Consider the following 16,325-nt stretch of genomic DNA (forward strand, 5'->3'; position numbering starts at 1 on the left):
TAATTTATGGAAAAAAAGTTTTATGAACTGCCAAGTTTACCCTACAGTTATGATGCCCTTGAACCTTATATTTCAGAGGAACAGTTAACTATACATCATCAGAAACATCATCAAGCTTATGTAGATGGTGCCAACAACTTACTCAGGAGATTGGATGAAGCCCGCGAATCAAATGCTAGCATAGACTATAAAGCCACTGCAAAGGAATTATCATTCCACGTCGGCGGCTTCTTACTACACAGGTTCTTCTGGGAGAACATGGGCCCTGCAGACGAGAACGGAGGAGAACCCACAGGCAAAATCAAAGATCATATAGAAAAAGACTTCGGAACATTTGAAAGGTTCAAAGAGGAATTTTCACAGACTGCTATAGGCACTGAGGGTTCTGGTTGGGCTATGCTAACATATTGCCCACTCACTGATCGTCTGCTCATAGTCCAAGTCGAGAAGCACAATGTTAACCTAATACCACAATGTAAGGTTTTACTCGTATTGGATGTGTGGGAACACGCCTACTACCTCGACTATAAGAACCTGCGCCCAGACTATGTTGAAGCCTTCTGGAACATCATAAACTGGGATGAAGTGAACAATAGAATCGAAAACCTCTAAAGGACCTCTTATTTAATTTTTTTGGAAATGATGGGAAGTATATTAGGTGGGTTCCACAACAATTTTTTCAAGTTTATGTGAATTATATACAAATATACTTTATTTTAATAAGTTTTATATGCATAGATAAAGAGAAGAGATTAACATGACAAGCGAAGATTTTATAAAAGCTCTTGTAGGGCTAGACGAGGAAAAAGCACTAGAACTTGCAAGAGAAAGGATTGAAAAAGGGGATGATCCCCTCAAAATCCTAGAGGATATGAGAAAAGCGGCGGACAAGATAGGGAAAAAATTCGAGGACGGAGAATATTTTGTCTCGGATCTTATACTGACTGGAGAAATATTCAATGAGATCATGGAGATGCTTAAACCTCTAATCAAGAAAAAAAAGGTTAAAAGGAAAGGTAAAGTTGTTGCCGGTACTGTGGAAGGGGACATCCACGACATAGGTAAAAATATAGTCATAGCTCTGCTAGAAGCTGAAGGCTTCGAAGTCATCGACATAGGAGTGGACCAACCACCCGAAGCCTTCATCGAAGCAATCAAGAAACACAAACCCGACATAGTCTCCCTAAGCGGCTTGCTCACAGAAGCGATAGAGTCAATGAAAAATACCATAGACGCGATAAAAGAGGCCGGATTAAGAGACAAGGTGAAAATAATAGTCGGTGGCGGGAGGACCAACGAAGAAGTGAAAGAATACACCGAAGCAGATGAATGGGCAGACGACGCCGCCACAGGAGTGAAGAAGATGAAAAAATTAATAGGAGCGGATTAAAAGATGGACATGGAAGAATTAAGGAAAGAAAAACTGGAAAGACTAGAAAGTGCCCTGACATGTAAAGAACCTGACAGAGTCCCCATACTAGTATTCAATGACGTCTTCTGCGGAAAATATTCAGGATACACTGCCCAGGAAATCTATTTCGACTATGAAAAATGGAAAGACGCCACCCTAAACGTGGCCAAAAACTTCAACTTCGATTACATATTCACACTCAACGGACTCGAAGGAATGTTCCTATTCGCAAGCTTCATCGAAAAAGCCCCAGAAGTCGCAGCCAACATGAGATTCGTGACAGGCCCATACCACCAAATACTAGAAGACACATATACAAGATGGCCAGGAATAGAACTCAAAGAAGATGTCCACCCACAATTCATTGGAAAAGAAATAATGAAAAAGGAGGAATATGACAAGTTCATAGAGGCGCCCATAAAATTTATGCATGAAGTAGCCTTGCCAAGGATCTGCAAAAACCTTGCCAATCCAGGCTCCATGGAATATAATACAACACTCACGAGATTGGGGGCGGAGGCTACCAATTATGGCAACGCCACACTACAACTTATAATGGAATTGAAAAATATAGGATATCCATTCTTCCCGATGGCCCATTCATATGCGCCACTCGATTTCCTAGGCGACTTTTTAAGGGACATAAAGAACGTCATACTCGACCTCTACAGAGACCCCGAGACAGTGAAAGGGGCTATTGAAGCCATAACATCCCACATGATCAAAACTGGGACGATCTCAGGGACCATCCCACCCGAAGTGAAAGAAATGTTCGGAACTGAAATAGTTTGGTGCTTCTATCCCCTACACCTCACCGAGTACCTCAAACCCGAACTTTACAATGAATACTATTGGCCATCCCTCCTCAAGGTATTCAAAGAGACCATAAAAGCGGGGCTTTTACCATTCGTGCTCTTTGAGGGAAGCCACGACACCCACCTCGAAACATTGCAGAGCATCCCAAAGCATAGCATAGCTGGAATGTTCGAAAAAACAGATCCTAGGAAGGTCAAGGAGGTCATAGGAGATAGAATGTGCATCATGTATGGACCCCCAAACTCTCTCCTTATAGGCAGCACACCCGAAAAAGTCCATGATTGGACACGGGAACTCCTAGTTGACATGAAAGATGATGGGGGATTCATACTCTTCCCAGGAGTTGACGCTGCTGGAATAGCTAAAGATGCCAGGCCAGAGAATATAAAGGCCATGATAGATGCAGTGGAAAAATATGGAAAATACTAGAGCAAGGGGGAGAATCTTCAAAATGTTCAAATTTGGAGACCAGAAAACCTTGAAAGTAGGTGGCGTGGAAATTGGCGGCGAACCAGGGAAGAAGAGCACGGTCCTGATAGGATCCATATTCTATAGTGGACATAACATAGTTGAAGATGAAAGGCGCGGAGTCTTTGACAAGGAAGCCGCAGAGGACCTGATAAGGAAACAGGAAGAATTAAGTGATAAGAGTGGGAATCCTTGTTTAATCGATGTTATAGGGATGAGCGAGGAAGCCATTAAAAGGTACATCGATTTCGTGGCTGAAGCGACAGACACTCCATTCCTCATAGATTCCGCGGTGCCAAGTATAAAAATCGCGGCAATGAACTATGTTGAAGAAATTGGACTTGAAGATAAAGTTGTATATAATTCTATATCACCAGAGTCAAAGGACGAGGAGATAAAGGCACTGGCAGATAGTAAAATCGAGGCAGCGATCCCCCTTCTTTACACACCCAACGTAACCAGCGCAAATGCAAGGATAGGCTCATTTAATAAGATATTACCAAGATTGGAGGAAGCAGGGATAACTAAGCCATTAATTGACACATTTGTAATGGACGTGCCGAGTTTGCCGGCCGCGGCCAAAGCTGCCATAGAAATAAAAAAAGAATATGGACTACCATGTGGTTCAGCCGCGCATAATGCTATAGCAAGTTGGAAGGGACTAAAAAACATACTATGGAAAGAAGCCAAAAAGCCAGCAACATTAATAGCAGATATTATGCAGATAATCCTGGGTTCAGATTTCATCCTCTACGGACCCATTGAGGACGCTGAACTCGTTTTCCCAGGCACATTCATCGTGGACACAGCATATCGATACTTTTCGAGGATGAAAGACGAGCTCATAAAATTATAGAAAATGACAGTCAAATTAACATTCGAACCACTGGGACGGGAAACAGAAACTCCCCCAAATTTTATTCTTGAAATAGCAAGGGATGCTAACATCACCATCCGCTCTGATTGTGGCGGTAAAGGACTTTGCGGCAAATGTAAAATAATCATCACTAGTATAAATGGAAAAGTAAGTGAAGTTAACAAAATTGAAAGGGAACATTTAACCTTAAATGAAATAGAAGAAGGTTACAGGCTCGCATGCCAAGCCAAGGCGATTAATGGGGAGATCACAGTCTTCATACCCCCAGAGAGTAGGATAGAGACTAGAAAAGTCGCAGAGACCATACTCGAAACAGATGTCGAACTTAATCCCCCAATAAAAAAAATACATTTAAAACTAAAAAAGCCAACCTTAAAGGATGCGACACCAGATTTTGAAAGGTTAAAATCCCCACTTGGAAGAATTGAAACATCACTCAACATCCTGAAAAGGATCCCAAAATTTTTGAGAGACGCTAACTGGGATGTAACAGCCACCCTATCATATAATAGGTTGATAGAAATTGAAAAAGGGGACACAACAGACAGATCATATGGCCTAGCAGTAGATATTGGCTCCTCCAAGATAATATGCCGGTTAATCGATCTCGTGACTGGTGAAGAATTGGCTGAAGACTATTCTGAAAACCCCCAGGTAGCCTATGGAGAAGACATCATATCAAGGATAAGTTACGCATCAAAAAGTGATGAAAACTTGAGAAGATTGCAAAAAATGGTCATAGACGCGATAAATAAGATAGTGGACAAGCTTTGTGAAAAGACAGGGATAAAAGACCATGAAATCTACGAAGCAATGATCGTCGGCAATTCAGTAATGCACCACCTTTTCTTCGGCATATATCCAAGATATCTTGGAAGATCCCCCTTCGTCCCGGCTATAAAGGACATGATAAATTGTCAAGCAAGAGAACTTGGAATTAAAATAAACCCAGAAGGCCGCATTAACTCATTACCACTTATCGCAGGATTTATCGGTGCAGACGCGTTAGCAGACATCCTAGTCACGCAAATGCATGAAAAAGATGAAACAAACATGCTAATAGATATTGGGACGAACACAGAGATCCTCCTAGGAGATAAAGATAAGATCCTCGCCTGCTCCTCGCCGTCAGGCCCGGCATTTGAGGGTGCGCACATAAAACATGGGATGAAGGCCGTTAACGGGGCGATAGAGAAGATATGGTTCAGTAAAGGCGTGAAGTATGAGACAATAGGTAAAGAAAAGCCAAAGGGAATATGTGGAAGCGCCCTAATAGACCTAGTAGCCGAACTTTATAGAAATGGCATAATTAACAAAAGAGGAAGATTCACAAAGGGAAAGCACGAGTTCATCATTGCAAACACAGATGAAAGAGGGACAAAAGAGGATATAACAGTCAATGAAAAGGACATAGACAACCTCCTAGTCGCAAAGGGGGCTATAAGATCAGCATGGACTATTTTAATGAAAAAGCTAGGAATTGAAGAGGAAGAGATCTCAAAAGTGTATGTGGCCGGTTCATTCGGAAGATACATAGACGTTGAAAATGCTAAAATCATCGGACTCCTACCAGATATACCAACAGACCAAATAATATTCGCAGGAGACATAGCAATTGCAGGAGCATCCATAACACTGAAATCGATTCAAAAAAGGATAGAATCTCGTGAAATACCCAAATTAATAGATTATATCGAACTTTCAGCCGAAAAAGATTTCAATAGAATCTTTGCAAGGTCAATCCAATTATAGGCTTCGCCTTAAACCCTCCCCCCATCCTAGGCTAAATAAATATTTTTTAATAAAATGATTTTCTCATATCCATAAGGAGAAGATTCTAATAGGAAAGGGATAATCTAGATGATCTGGAACGAAGAGATGGAATGCATTTCAAGAGACGATCTAAAAGAATTACAACTCAAAAGATTACAGGAGACTATAAAAAGAGTATATGAAAACGTACCCTACTATAAAAAGAAGCTCGAAGAAAATAACATCTACCCCGAGGACATTGAAAGCCTAGAGGATATAAAAAGGCTTCCTTACACGACAAAAGAAGATCTCAGGAGAGTATACCCCTTCGGCATGTTCGCAGTCCCTAAAAAGGAGATAATAGAAGTACACACATCCTCAGGGACAACAGGCAAACCAGTAGTTTCAAGTTACACAAAAGAGGACATCGAAATATGGGGCGAAGTAATGGCAAGGGGCCTTACAATGATGGGAGTCACAGAAGACGATATAATACAAAATACGCACGGATACGGCCTATTCACCGGGGGCTTTGGAGTACACTACGGAGCCCAGAGGATAGGGGCCACAGTAATCCCTATTTCAACCGGCCAGACAAGGAGACAAATCGAGATCATGAAGGACTTTGGGACCACAGTCATGATATTCACACCATCCTATGGATTATACCTTTCAGAGGTTGCGGAAGAAGAAGGCTACAATCCAAGGGAATTTCAACTAAAGGCTATAGGATTCGGAGCCGAAATGTGGACAGAGGAAATGCGAAGAGAACTTGAAAAGCGTTTCAACGCACCCGCCTTCAACATTTATGGTCTCACAGAAATCATCGGCCCAGGTGTTGCCATGGAATGCCCAGAAAAAGACGGTTTACACATTTTCGAAGATCATTTTTATCCTGAGATCATAAATAGTAAAGGGGAACCATTACCACCTGGAAAGCGGGGTGAACTCGTCATAACGACCCTTACAAGGGTTGGGATGCCAATTATCAGATTCCGCACAAAGGATATCACCTCAATAAATTATACTGAATGCGGTTGTGGGAGAACCCTAGCAAGGATTTCGAGGATAACAGGGCGCGCCGATGACATGCTAAAAGTAAGGGGGGTTTCAGTATTCCCATCACAGATAGAAAAGGCCCTACTTAAAATTGACGGACTACAACCCCATTACCAGATCATCGTAACCCGGCCCCATCTCATGGATGAAATGGAAGTTAAAGTTGAAACTTCAGCGGAGGTCTTCTCAGATGATATAGGAGAAATGATGAAACTACAGAAGAAAATTGAAGAGTATATACAAGATGAGATAGGATTGAGGGTTAAAGTAACCCTTGTAGAACCCAAAACCTTGCCAAGAAGTGAAGGAAAGGCTGTTAGAGTTATAGATAAAAGAAAATTCTGAGGTATATAATATGAAGATCAAACAAATCTCAATATTCCTAGAAAACAAGAAAGGAAGACTCTGGAAAGCCCTCAACACTTTAAAAAATGCGAGTATAAACATTAGAGCATTATACTTAGCTGATACTTCAGAATTTGGTATACTGAGGCTCATAGTCCCGGAACCGGAAAAAGCGAAGAAGATTCTTGAAGAAAACGATTTCGCGGTTAAAACGAACGAAGTAATAGCAGTGGAATTAGAGGACAAACCAGGAGGCCTCGCATCCATCTTAAAAATACTTAAAGATTCTCAGATAAACCTAGAATACATATACGCTTTTGTACATGAAAAAAAAGACAAAGCCATACTTTTTTTAAAAGCTGACGACATAGACAAGACGATAAGAGCATTACAGGATGGTGGGGCGACAATATTAACACCTGAAGAAGTTTATGAACTCTGACTTTGGGTGGAGGATCCTAAAAACACCATTGTAGGTGGAACACCCCCACATACTCTTTGAATGTTTTGGATCCCTCCAATCTAATAATTATTTTATGGAATGAGGAAATCCCCCCAAAAAACATTGGGAGCCTCCCCTCCAAGAGCTTGTTCAACATCCTTTTTTGGTTGGACTTTCTATAAGTTTTAGTCTACTGTTACGCACTTTGCAAGGTTTCTTGGGTGGTCAGGGTCTTCTTTTTTCATTACACTGATATGATAAGCTAGGAGTTGTAATGGTATGATATATAAGAGTGGTGATATTTCTTCTCTTATACTTGGGTTAAATGATATGTAGGCACTTGTATTCTTTTTAAATTCTTCATCATCTTCTGCTCCAAGACCTATGACTTTCGCACCCCTTGATTTAACCTCTTCAATATTGCCTAAAGTTAAACTATGTGAATCGTGGAATTCATCCTCTTCTATTTTTGTTGTTTCTAATGGGAATGGTGGGGGTGCTATGGCCACTACTGGCACGCCATCTTCTATTAATGCTATGGGGCCATGTTTTAGTTCTCCTGATGCATAACCTTCAGCGTGGATGTATGTTATCTCTTTGAGTTTTAGGGCTCCTTCAAGGGCTGTTGGGTATGAGAATCCGCGTCCGATGAATAGGAAATCCGGCTTGTCTTTGTAGGTTTTTGCGATCTCTTTTATGAAGTTATCTTCTCTTAGTATTTTTTCTATTTCTTCAGGGACTTTTTTCAAGTCTTCCATGATCTCTGGTTTTTTGCCAATGGCGGCTGCTAACATGTATATACAGGCTAGTTGGCATATGTAGGTTTTTGTTGCTGCGACGGCTATCTCTGGACCCGCTCGAGTGTATATTACGTGGTCTGCTTCTCTTGTGGCTGTGCTCCCGATGACGTTCACTATTGCTAATGTTTTTGAATTTTTGTTAGCGGCTTTTAATGCGTTGAGGGTGTCTGCGGTTTCACCTGATTGTGTTATGAATATTGCAAGGGTTTCCTCGTCGAGTGTATTGGCAGTGTATTGGAATTCGCTTGCTATTATGGCATCTGTCGGTATGTGGAGGATGCTTTCGAAGAGGTATTTGCCGACTAGGGCTGCGTGGTATGATGTTCCACATGCTACGAAGCATATCCTTTTTATTTCCCCTATTTCATCCACGACCTTTTGGATTGTTTTGAACTCCCTGAGGGTGTCCCTTAAAACTTGTGGTTGCTCGTATATCTCCTTTAACATGAAGTGCTTGTAGCCGCCTTTTTCAGCCATCTCAAGGGTCCATTCAACGTATTCGAACTCTTTCTTTTTAATTTTACCTTCCAAGTCTTTTATTTGGTGTCCTGTATCATCTATTATGACCATTTCATTATCCTCTAGGAATATGACATTTCTTGCGTGCTCTAATATGGCTGGGATGTCTGATGCTAGAAAGTATCCTGAATCGCCCTTCGCCACTATTAGTGGATTTTCCTTCCTGGCTCCTATAATCTTATCTGGTTCGTCTGATGAAATCACAGCCATGGCATAAGAGCCCTTTAAACGTTTAAGAGCCCTTTTAACAGCCTCTTCGAGGTCGTGTCCATCATTTTTATATTTTTCTATTAGGTGTGCTATGACTTCAGTGTCTGTCTCTGATGTGAACTTGTGCCCTTCACTTTTAAGCTCATCTTTTAATTCCTCATAATTTGAGATTATCCCATTATGGACTACAGCTATCTTTCCTTCGCAGTCTAGGTGTGGGTGTGCATTTTCTTTTGTTGGGGGGCCGTGTGTTGCCCAGCGCACGTGGCCGAGGCCTATTCTACCTGGTAATTTAGAAAGATCTAGATATTTTTCAAAATCTTTTATTTTACCCTTGTCTTTCTCGACTATTATGCTGGAATCGAGTGTTGCGATACCAACAGAATCATAACCTCTATATTCCAACCTTTTAACACATCCTAGTAATATTGGGGCGGCTTTACCATTTTTTAGCATGCAAGCAGCTATACCACACATTATTTTTCACCTGGAGAAGCTTCATAGTCTTTATATTCTGAGATCATAGTGTATAATCATGAATAGATGTATACTTAAACTTTGTCGATAATTATATCAAAATAATAGTCCTAACACTTATATAAGTTCTCCTCTATGAAAGATGTGATAACCATGAAACTGGGAAAGCTACTCTACACCGGCAAGGCAAAGGATATATATGAAACGGACCATCCAGATGAGGTTATGATCAGATTCCGGGATGATATAACCGCGGGTGATGGTGAAAAACATGACAAAATCCCCATGAAAGGATACTACAACTCCATAATATCTGCTAAATTCTTCGAAGTTCTTGAAGCTGCTAATATAGGAACCCATTATATAAAGTTGGTAAAACCAGGATACATCCTTGCTAGGAAACTTGAAATGATACCCATAGAAGTTATAGCGAGGAACATAGCAACAGGAAGCCTCACAAGAAGGTACCCATTCAAGGAAGGCCAAGAATTCAAGGAACCCATAATACAAATAGACTACAAAAGTGATGAATATGGGGATCCCATGCTCAATGATGACATAGCCACGGCCCTTGGTATCACAACCATGGAAGAACTAGACAATATAAGGAAGATAACATTAAAGGTTAACAGCACACTAAAAGGGTTCCTCAAGGATAAAGGCTTACTATTACCAGATTTTAAATTAGAATTTGGACGATACAATAGCAGATTACTAGTGGGTGATGAGATAAGCCCAGACACTTGCCGATTATGGGATATCAAAACCAGAAGAACTCTAGACAAAGACCTTTTTAGGAGAGGTGAAGGCAACATAATAGAAGCTTATAGGAGGGTTGCCTCCCTAATCCTCGATGAGGAGGATAAAAAAAGATGGAAACTAAAGGATGATCTATTATGAAATTCAATGTTGAAGTTAGGATAAAATTAAAAAAGGGCATGCTAAACCCTGAAGCAGCCACAATACAAAGAGCCCTGGCATTACTGGGATATGAGGTTGAAAATACTAATACAATGGATATTATAACTTTTACGATGGAAGAGGATAACAAGAGGAAGGTTAAAGAGGAGGTTGAGGATATGTGCCAGCGCCTCCTCTGCAATCCAGTGATACACGACTATAAGATCAATATAAAACCTGAGGATTAAATATGAGGGTTGGAGTTATAAGATTCCCAGGATCAAATTGTGACAGAGACGTCTACCATGTCCTAAAATTGGTTGGAGCCAAACCAGAATACATATGGTGGGATCGAAAAGACCTAGGACATTTGGACGCGGTTATAATACCTGGAGGGTTCTCATATGGGGATTATCTCAGGGCTGGGGCGATAGCAGCTATAACACCAGTCATGGATGGTGTAAAAGGGCTTGTAGAAGAAGAAAAACCAGTACTGGGGATATGTAATGGGGCTCAGATACTTGCAGAAGTCGGCCTAGTACCCGGAGTCTTCACAGTCAATGAATACCCAAAATTCAATTGCAAATGGACAAAACTAAAGGTTAAAACTATCAGAACACCATTCACATCACTCTATAAAAAGGATGAGATTATTAGGATGCCGATCGCCCATGCAGAGGGAAGATACTACACTGACAACCTAGAGAAGCTCTGGGATAATGATCAAGTGGTTTTACAATTTTATTCAGAAAATCCTAACGGGTCCTTAGAAGGGATAACAGGAGTCTGTGACGAATCAGGGCTCGTATGTGCTGTGATGCCCCACCCAGAAAGGGCCTCAGAGGCCATACTAGGATCCGCGGATGGTATAAAATTCTTTAAGGGTATAATAGAATACATTAGTAGGTGTTAAAGGATGGTAGTATATCTTATAGGCGCAGGCCCAGGAGACCCAGAACTCATCACACTAAAAGCGCTAAAAGTCATAAAAAAGGCTGATGTCATAATATATGATCGTCTAATCAACAACAAAATCCTAGAATATGCCCCAGAGGATGCTAAACTCATATACGTTGGTAAAAAACCCGGAGGACATTCCAAGACCCAAGAAGAGATAAATAAGATAATAGTCGAAGAAGCTAAAAAAGAGAATATAGTGGTCAGATTAAAAGGGGGCGACCCATTCATATTCGGCCGCGGAGGGGAAGAACTTCTAACACTAAAATCCCACGGAATAAAAACAAAGACAATACCAGGTATAACATCTGCCATAGGAGTGCCCACAGCAGCCAGCCTACCCATAACCCACAGAGGCCTGGCAACCTCATTCACTATTGTAACAGGCCATGAGGATCCTACAAAGGGAAAAAAGCAAGTACATTGGGATTACAAGGCAGACACCATTATCATATTAATGGGCGTGGGCAACCTCAAAGAGAACACCCAAGAGATCATGAGATATCGTCCAGCAGACACACCAGTATGCGCAATAGAAAATGGCACGACAGAAAAAGAAAAAATAACATTCGGAACACTAGAGGACATACACACAAAGAATATAAAACCACCCGCGATAATCATCATAGGACACATAGTAAACCTATACAAGAAAATAATAAAAGAGGACCCATAATGGACCTCAGAGGCAAAGTAATAGCCATAACAAGACCAGAAGAAAGATGCGAAGAAGCCATAAAACTAATAAAAGAAGCAGGTGGTACACCATTCATCGCACCAACCCTCCAAATCCAAACCCCCAAGACAAAAACCCTCATAAGATTATGCGAAAACCTCAAAAAATTCGATTGGATAATCTTCACATCACCAGCAGCCATAAAATCCCTAAAAAAACACTGCAAGAAGATAAAACTAAAACCAGGTTCGAAAATCGCAGTTATAGGCCCTAAAACCCGCGAAGCACTCAAAGAACTAAGATTAGAAGCACATGTAATGCCATCAGATTACACCGCAGAGGGACTAGTCAAGGCATTATCAGCCTATGATATGCAAAACAAGAATGTTGCAATACCAAGGACGCTCGCAGCCAGAAACATACTACCAGAAAGCCTCCGGAAAATGGGGGCCAATGTACATATAGCAGAAGCATACAAATCCACAAGACCCAAAGACGATAGAATCCAAAAACTCATAGAAAAAATACTAAAAGAGGAGATAGATGCGATAACATTCACAAGTCCACTCACCGTGGAAAACCTCATAAAGGCCGCTAAAGACAAAAAAGAGGATATAATAAAAAAATTATCCAATAGTAGGATAATAGTAGCTGCCATAGGCCCCATAACCGCTAAAAAACTCGAAGAGTATGGGATAACGGCGATAACCCCAAAAAATTACACCATAAAAGACATGCTCACAAGACTATTCCATGAACTTTCAGGGGACTGATAACAGATGCGAACAATCATATGGCCCGCCTACCTCGATTCTAAAAAAACGAAAAAAGAAGGGAGAAAAATCCCAAGAAAACATGCGGTAGAATCCCCCACCTTAAATGAGATCAGGAAAGCAGCTGAAAGGCTAAAATTCAAGGCAAAGATAGAAGCGGATAAAGCATACCCATCATCATGGTGGGAGCGCAGTGGAAGGGTCATAATAGAACATAACAACCTAAAGAAGAGAAAATTACTCCTCAAGATCAGTAAAATGATAAAAGCCTCTCGAAAAAAGGGAGGATAATATGAAAACACCCCCAAGACTCGATAAAGGCTTTTTGAAAGCTAAGAACATTATAGAATCCTCAGAGGATATTAAAGTTTACAGTCACCGCGACTGTGACGGTATAACAGCCGGGGCTATCATCTCAACACTACTTGAAAGACTGGGAAAAGAACACGAAATCGAGTTCATAAACCTCAACCAGGTCGAGAACATCAAAATAGAAAATGAACTTACCATTTTCACCGACATGGGATCAGGCCAACGCATAGAAGAGATCACCACATCCAACTCAAAAATCATAATCCTAGATCATCATCCACCACTACCAAGAAAGAACCTAAAAGGAGAACTGCTAGAACTGAACCCAATAAACCATGGGATAGATGGTTCAACCCAGATTTCAGGGGGTGGAATGGCATACCTACTCTCAAAAAAATTCAACCAATATGATACCAGTTGGATGGGTGTATTATCAGCCATAGGCGACCTTCAAAACTCATTAACAGGCAAACTAACAGGCTTAAACAACCAAATATTAAAAGACAGCACAAGACTAGGGCAAATAGAGATCATAGAAGATCTTTCAATCTATGGCAGGCAAACAAGACCCATATTCGTGGCCCTTTCATACTTCAGTGACGTTAACCTGCCAATCACCAACAACAAGACAGAATCTATACTATTATTGAAAAAACTTGGAATACCATACAAGGAAGGGGAAAGATACCGTTGCCTATGCGATCTAACCATGGAAGAAAAAAGAAAACTATTCTCAGAACTTGTTAAAATGCTATCAAGAGAAGTACCCCCAAAGTACGTGAAATACATCCCCCAACTAGTATCTGCAGAAGCTTACGACCTTACAAGTGAAGAGAAATACACTCCACTCCGTGACCTGGCAGAATTCTCCACAGCTATAAACGCTTGCAGCCGGAACAACGACATCGAACTAGCCATCAGAATATTAAAAGGAGAAAGAGGCGCGGCCCTAGACGAACTGGAAAGCGTTTCAAGAACCCATAGAAGATACCTAGCAGAAAAGGTGGAACTAATAGAAACAGAAGAACTCCTAAAACAAAAAAAGAACCTACAATACTTCAAAACCACAGAGATAAAAGATAACGTGATAGGCACTATAGCAGGGATGATAATAGGCTACGGCGACTGGAGAAAACCCATAATAGGTCTGGGGATCAGAGAACATGGCACCAAGGTCTCTTTGCGCTGTTCAAGGCTCCTTGCATTAGATGGTATACACTTCGGGTCCATAATAAGGAAAATAGCAGAAAAAGTTGGTGGCAGCGGCGGAGGACATGCAATGGCCTGCGGAGCTTACATACCACCCGGCACCGAAAACAAATTCTTAGAATTATTGGACAATTCACTCAAAGGCAAAATAGGGTGAAACCACAATGAAGGAATTCAAAAAGAAAGGGGAACTGACAAGATTCCAAATACTCGCCGAGATAGCGGAAAACCAACCACACATAAGACAAAGAGACATTGCCGAGAAACTAGGCATAACAGTACAGGCAGTCTCAGAAAACATAAAAACACTAACAGACCAAGGGTACATACAAGCAGGAAACGGAAGATCACACTACAAACTAACAAAAAGGGGCATAGAAAAACTAAAAAGAGAAGCCATAACACTAAGAAAATACGCCGACAGCGTACTAGAGACCATGAGCACCTACAAGTCAACATGGCCAGCAATAGCAAAAGAAAACCTCAAAAAAGGCGAAGAAGTCGAACTCTTCATGGAAGACGGAATAGTATACGCAAAAAAGAGAACAGACGGCCAAGCCCACGGAAAAGTCCTACACAACGCCAAAAAGGGGGAGGACGTGGCATTAACAGAACTCAGCGGACTAATAAACCTCAAAAAAGGCAAAGTAACCATACTAGTACTTCCAAGGATAAGCGAAGGAGGATCCAGGGCCGCAAACCTCCAAAAAATAAAAAAAGTATACTCCCAAGGTTATGACAGGGTTGGTATAATGGGGACAGTGGCAAGGGCAGTAGCCGACAAATTAAATTTAAGAGTCGATTTTGAATTCGCAACACCAGAAGCGACCCTAGCCGCGGCCAAGAGAGGCCTAAACGTCCTAGTATTAGCTGTGGGTAGGATGAGTAAAAGCATAGCAAGAAAACTCGAAAGAGAAAACATAGAGTACAAGATAGAAAACGTGGCTGAAGAATCATCAACTTAAATACTCATTTTATAAACTTTAGAGAGTTCACTAAAGATGTGAATTAGTAGTGATGAACAATCTATGGGGTTTTTGATGATTTCAAGGTTAAAGTTGATTCTCTCAAATAAGGATTATCGCCGCATACTAGATAATCTCATGTCCCTTACTGGTATACAACTCGTACAGTATCTTCTCCCACTTGTGACTTTCCCATATCTTACTAGGGTTCTGGGCCCGGCCAATTTTGGACGGGTTGCGTTTGCAGTGGCTTTTATTGGCTATTTTCAAATTTTAACTGATTATGGTTTTAATTTGTCTGCGACGAGGGAAATCTCGATAAACCGTGATGATCTCAGTCAAGTTTCAAAGATCTATAGTTCAGTGATGGTGACAAAAACTATCCTAATGTTTTTAACTTTCATACTGATGCTTGTTATCATATCATCCTTTGAAAGATTTCGGGGCGATCCTCTGCTTTATATTTTTACTTTTGGCTTGGTTGTAGGTAGTGTTCTTTTTCCGGTCTGGTTTTTTCAAGGTATTGAAAGGATGAGATACATCAGCATCCTACGGATTTTAAGTTCGCTCATCTACACCGCACTCATATTCATAATTGTAAGAGGCCCTAAAGATTATCTCTATGTGCCACTCGTAAATTCTATAGGTTTTATAGTTGTGGGAGTATACAGCCAACATATAGTAAGAAAAGAATTTAAAGTTAAATTCTTGAGACCTAAACTCCAAGATATTAAAAAGCAGCTTGTCGAGGGATGGCACTTATTCATATCTACATTGGCGATAAGCCTCTACACAACATCAAACAGATTCATACTAGGCTTACTTGTTGATAATGCAACATTAGGTTACTATGCAGTGGCCGAGGATATAACAAGGGCTTTACAAGGTCTCGTATCCCCTATTGGCCAAGCTATATACCCTTATTTTTCTAGGATACAAGCTGAGGATCGTGAACGTGCAAAGACAGAACTGAAGAAGATACTCATCCTAATAAGTGTATTAACTTTTATTTTTTCCATAATATTAGTATTTCTTGCCCCGTTCATTGTAATGATACTTGCAGGGCCCTCTTACAAGGAGAGCATACTCTTACTCCAAATATTGATATTTATAGTTTTTCTGGTGGGGGTGAGTAACGTACTTGGTATTCAAGGTCTTGTGTCCTTTGGTTACAAAGAAAAGTTTACAAGGATACTTATAACAGCTGGTATAATACACATCATAATGCTCATCATCCTAACGCTGATATTATCTACAATAGGGGCCGCCATAGCAGTTGTCATAACAGAACTCATAGTATGTATATTAATGTACGATACCCTTAAAAAACTCAAAATATTCTAAAGTGGTGAATTAT

Annotated in this window: 17 protein-coding genes; 16 read left to right on the forward strand and 1 reads right to left on the reverse strand. The window is 40.8% G+C overall.

Annotation, left to right across the window (positions count from 1 at the left end; all coding sequences use genetic code 11):
* The first annotated feature begins 6 nt into the window (after positions 1-6).
* From DPC56_RS06775 to DPC56_RS06805, 7 genes are all read left to right on the forward strand, one after another.
* The gene (locus DPC56_RS06775; protein WP_112094324.1) at positions 7-612 is read left to right on the forward strand and encodes a superoxide dismutase; all 606 of its coding nucleotides are present in this window, start codon (positions 7-9) and stop codon (positions 610-612) included.
* Positions 613-757: 145 nt separating this feature from the next.
* Positions 758-1,390, forward strand: a complete 633-nt coding sequence (locus DPC56_RS06780; protein WP_112094325.1) for a cobalamin B12-binding domain-containing protein — start codon at positions 758-760, stop codon at positions 1,388-1,390.
* Between the two features lie 3 nt (positions 1,391-1,393).
* Entirely contained in the window at positions 1,394-2,656 is a 1,263-nt protein-coding gene (locus DPC56_RS06785) for a uroporphyrinogen decarboxylase family protein (protein ID WP_112094326.1), read from the forward strand.
* On the forward strand, positions 2,643-3,551 hold the full coding sequence (locus tag DPC56_RS06790; RefSeq protein ID WP_220084827.1) for a tetrahydromethanopterin S-methyltransferase subunit H family protein: 909 nt from the start codon (positions 2,643-2,645) through the stop codon (positions 3,549-3,551). Before DPC56_RS06785 ends, DPC56_RS06790 begins: the two co-directional genes overlap by 14 nt.
* Before the next feature lie 3 nt (positions 3,552-3,554).
* A complete protein-coding gene (locus tag DPC56_RS06795; protein ID WP_112094327.1) occupies positions 3,555-5,324 on the forward strand; it encodes an ASKHA domain-containing protein in 1,770 nt (589 codons plus the stop codon).
* Positions 5,325-5,432: 108 nt separating this feature from the next.
* Positions 5,433-6,728 (forward strand): phenylacetate--CoA ligase family protein, encoded by a 1,296-nt coding sequence (locus DPC56_RS06800; protein ID WP_112094328.1) that lies wholly within the window; start codon positions 5,433-5,435, stop codon positions 6,726-6,728.
* Between the two features lie 10 nt (positions 6,729-6,738).
* Positions 6,739-7,170 carry an ACT domain-containing protein gene (locus tag DPC56_RS06805; protein ID WP_112094329.1) on the forward strand — a complete coding sequence of 144 codons (432 nt, stop codon included), beginning with the start codon at positions 6,739-6,741 and terminating at the stop codon, positions 7,168-7,170.
* Positions 7,171-7,355: 185 nt separating this feature from the next.
* Here DPC56_RS06805 and glmS read toward each other — a convergent pair whose 3' ends face one another.
* Complete coding sequence (gene glmS / locus DPC56_RS06810; protein WP_112094330.1) at positions 7,356-9,176, reverse strand: glutamine--fructose-6-phosphate transaminase (isomerizing); 1,821 nt, start codon at positions 9,174-9,176, stop codon at positions 7,356-7,358.
* 135 nt (positions 9,177-9,311) lie between these two features.
* Here glmS and purC point away from each other — a divergent pair, with 135 nt between their 5' ends.
* The 9 genes from purC to rfbX all read left to right on the forward strand — a co-directional run bounded on the left by purC (position 9,312) and on the right by rfbX (position 16,312).
* Positions 9,312-10,076: a phosphoribosylaminoimidazolesuccinocarboxamide synthase gene (gene purC / locus DPC56_RS06815; RefSeq protein ID WP_245923953.1), complete on the forward strand. Its 765-nt coding sequence runs from the start codon at positions 9,312-9,314 to the stop codon at positions 10,074-10,076.
* Positions 10,073-10,324 carry a phosphoribosylformylglycinamidine synthase subunit PurS gene (gene purS / locus DPC56_RS06820; RefSeq protein WP_112094332.1) on the forward strand — a complete coding sequence of 84 codons (252 nt, stop codon included), beginning with the start codon at positions 10,073-10,075 and terminating at the stop codon, positions 10,322-10,324. Before purC ends, purS begins: the two co-directional genes overlap by 4 nt.
* Before the next feature lie 2 nt (positions 10,325-10,326).
* Positions 10,327-10,989 (forward strand): phosphoribosylformylglycinamidine synthase subunit PurQ, encoded by a 663-nt coding sequence (purQ, locus tag DPC56_RS06825; protein WP_112094333.1) that lies wholly within the window; start codon positions 10,327-10,329, stop codon positions 10,987-10,989.
* 3 nt (positions 10,990-10,992) lie between these two features.
* Positions 10,993-11,709, forward strand: coding sequence for a uroporphyrinogen-III C-methyltransferase (cobA, locus tag DPC56_RS06830; RefSeq protein WP_112094334.1), 717 nt, complete (start codon positions 10,993-10,995; stop codon positions 11,707-11,709).
* Positions 11,709-12,482 carry a uroporphyrinogen-III synthase gene (locus DPC56_RS06835; protein WP_112094335.1) on the forward strand — a complete coding sequence of 258 codons (774 nt, stop codon included), beginning with the start codon at positions 11,709-11,711 and terminating at the stop codon, positions 12,480-12,482. Before cobA ends, DPC56_RS06835 begins: the two co-directional genes overlap by 1 nt.
* Before the next feature lie 6 nt (positions 12,483-12,488).
* Positions 12,489-12,773, forward strand: a complete 285-nt coding sequence (locus DPC56_RS06840; protein WP_112094336.1) for a signal recognition particle subunit SRP19/SEC65 family protein — start codon at positions 12,489-12,491, stop codon at positions 12,771-12,773.
* 1 nt (position 12,774) lies between these two features.
* On the forward strand, positions 12,775-14,160 hold the full coding sequence (gene recJ / locus DPC56_RS06845; RefSeq protein WP_112094337.1) for a single-stranded-DNA-specific exonuclease RecJ: 1,386 nt from the start codon (positions 12,775-12,777) through the stop codon (positions 14,158-14,160).
* 7 nt (positions 14,161-14,167) lie between these two features.
* Complete coding sequence (locus DPC56_RS06850) at positions 14,168-14,968, forward strand: DUF7839 domain-containing protein (RefSeq protein WP_112094338.1); 801 nt, start codon at positions 14,168-14,170, stop codon at positions 14,966-14,968.
* 138 nt (positions 14,969-15,106) lie between these two features.
* On the forward strand, positions 15,107-16,312 hold the full coding sequence (rfbX, locus tag DPC56_RS06855; protein WP_245923955.1) for an oligosaccharide flippase family protein: 1,206 nt from the start codon (positions 15,107-15,109) through the stop codon (positions 16,310-16,312).
* Positions 16,313-16,325: the final 13 nt, after the last annotated feature.

The organism is Methanothermobacter tenebrarum (genome assembly GCF_003264935.1).
GTDB classification, from domain to species: domain Archaea; phylum Methanobacteriota; class Methanobacteria; order Methanobacteriales; family DSM-23052; genus Methanothermobacter_A; species Methanothermobacter_A tenebrarum_A.

Excerpts from the sequence above, each read along its gene's own strand:
- purS (WP_112094332.1), top strand. The coding sequence starts at position 10,073 with ATGAAATTCAATGTTGAAGTTAGGATAAAATTAAAAAAGGGCATGCTA.
- cobA (WP_112094334.1), top strand. The coding sequence starts at position 10,993 with ATGGTAGTATATCTTATAGGCGCAGGCCCAGGAGACCCAGAACTCATC.
- DPC56_RS06775 (WP_112094324.1), top strand. The coding sequence starts at position 7 with ATGGAAAAAAAGTTTTATGAACTGCCAAGTTTACCCTACAGTTATGAT.
- DPC56_RS06785 (WP_112094326.1), top strand. The coding sequence starts at position 1,394 with ATGGACATGGAAGAATTAAGGAAAGAAAAACTGGAAAGACTAGAAAGT.
- glmS (WP_112094330.1), bottom strand. The coding sequence starts at position 9,176 with ATGTGTGGTATAGCTGCTTGCATGCTAAAAAATGGTAAAGCCGCCCCA.
- DPC56_RS06840 (WP_112094336.1), top strand. The coding sequence starts at position 12,489 with ATGCGAACAATCATATGGCCCGCCTACCTCGATTCTAAAAAAACGAAA.
- purC (WP_245923953.1), top strand. The coding sequence starts at position 9,312 with ATGAAAGATGTGATAACCATGAAACTGGGAAAGCTACTCTACACCGGC.
- DPC56_RS06790 (WP_220084827.1), top strand. The coding sequence starts at position 2,643 with ATGGAAAATACTAGAGCAAGGGGGAGAATCTTCAAAATGTTCAAATTT.
- DPC56_RS06835 (WP_112094335.1), top strand. The coding sequence starts at position 11,709 with ATGGACCTCAGAGGCAAAGTAATAGCCATAACAAGACCAGAAGAAAGA.
- recJ (WP_112094337.1), top strand. The coding sequence starts at position 12,775 with ATGAAAACACCCCCAAGACTCGATAAAGGCTTTTTGAAAGCTAAGAAC.
- DPC56_RS06795 (WP_112094327.1), top strand. The coding sequence starts at position 3,555 with ATGACAGTCAAATTAACATTCGAACCACTGGGACGGGAAACAGAAACT.
- DPC56_RS06800 (WP_112094328.1), top strand. The coding sequence starts at position 5,433 with ATGATCTGGAACGAAGAGATGGAATGCATTTCAAGAGACGATCTAAAA.
- DPC56_RS06780 (WP_112094325.1), top strand. The coding sequence starts at position 758 with ATGACAAGCGAAGATTTTATAAAAGCTCTTGTAGGGCTAGACGAGGAA.
- DPC56_RS06850 (WP_112094338.1), top strand. The coding sequence starts at position 14,168 with ATGAAGGAATTCAAAAAGAAAGGGGAACTGACAAGATTCCAAATACTC.
- rfbX (WP_245923955.1), top strand. The coding sequence starts at position 15,107 with ATGTCCCTTACTGGTATACAACTCGTACAGTATCTTCTCCCACTTGTG.
- purQ (WP_112094333.1), top strand. The coding sequence starts at position 10,327 with ATGAGGGTTGGAGTTATAAGATTCCCAGGATCAAATTGTGACAGAGAC.
- DPC56_RS06805 (WP_112094329.1), top strand. The coding sequence starts at position 6,739 with ATGAAGATCAAACAAATCTCAATATTCCTAGAAAACAAGAAAGGAAGA.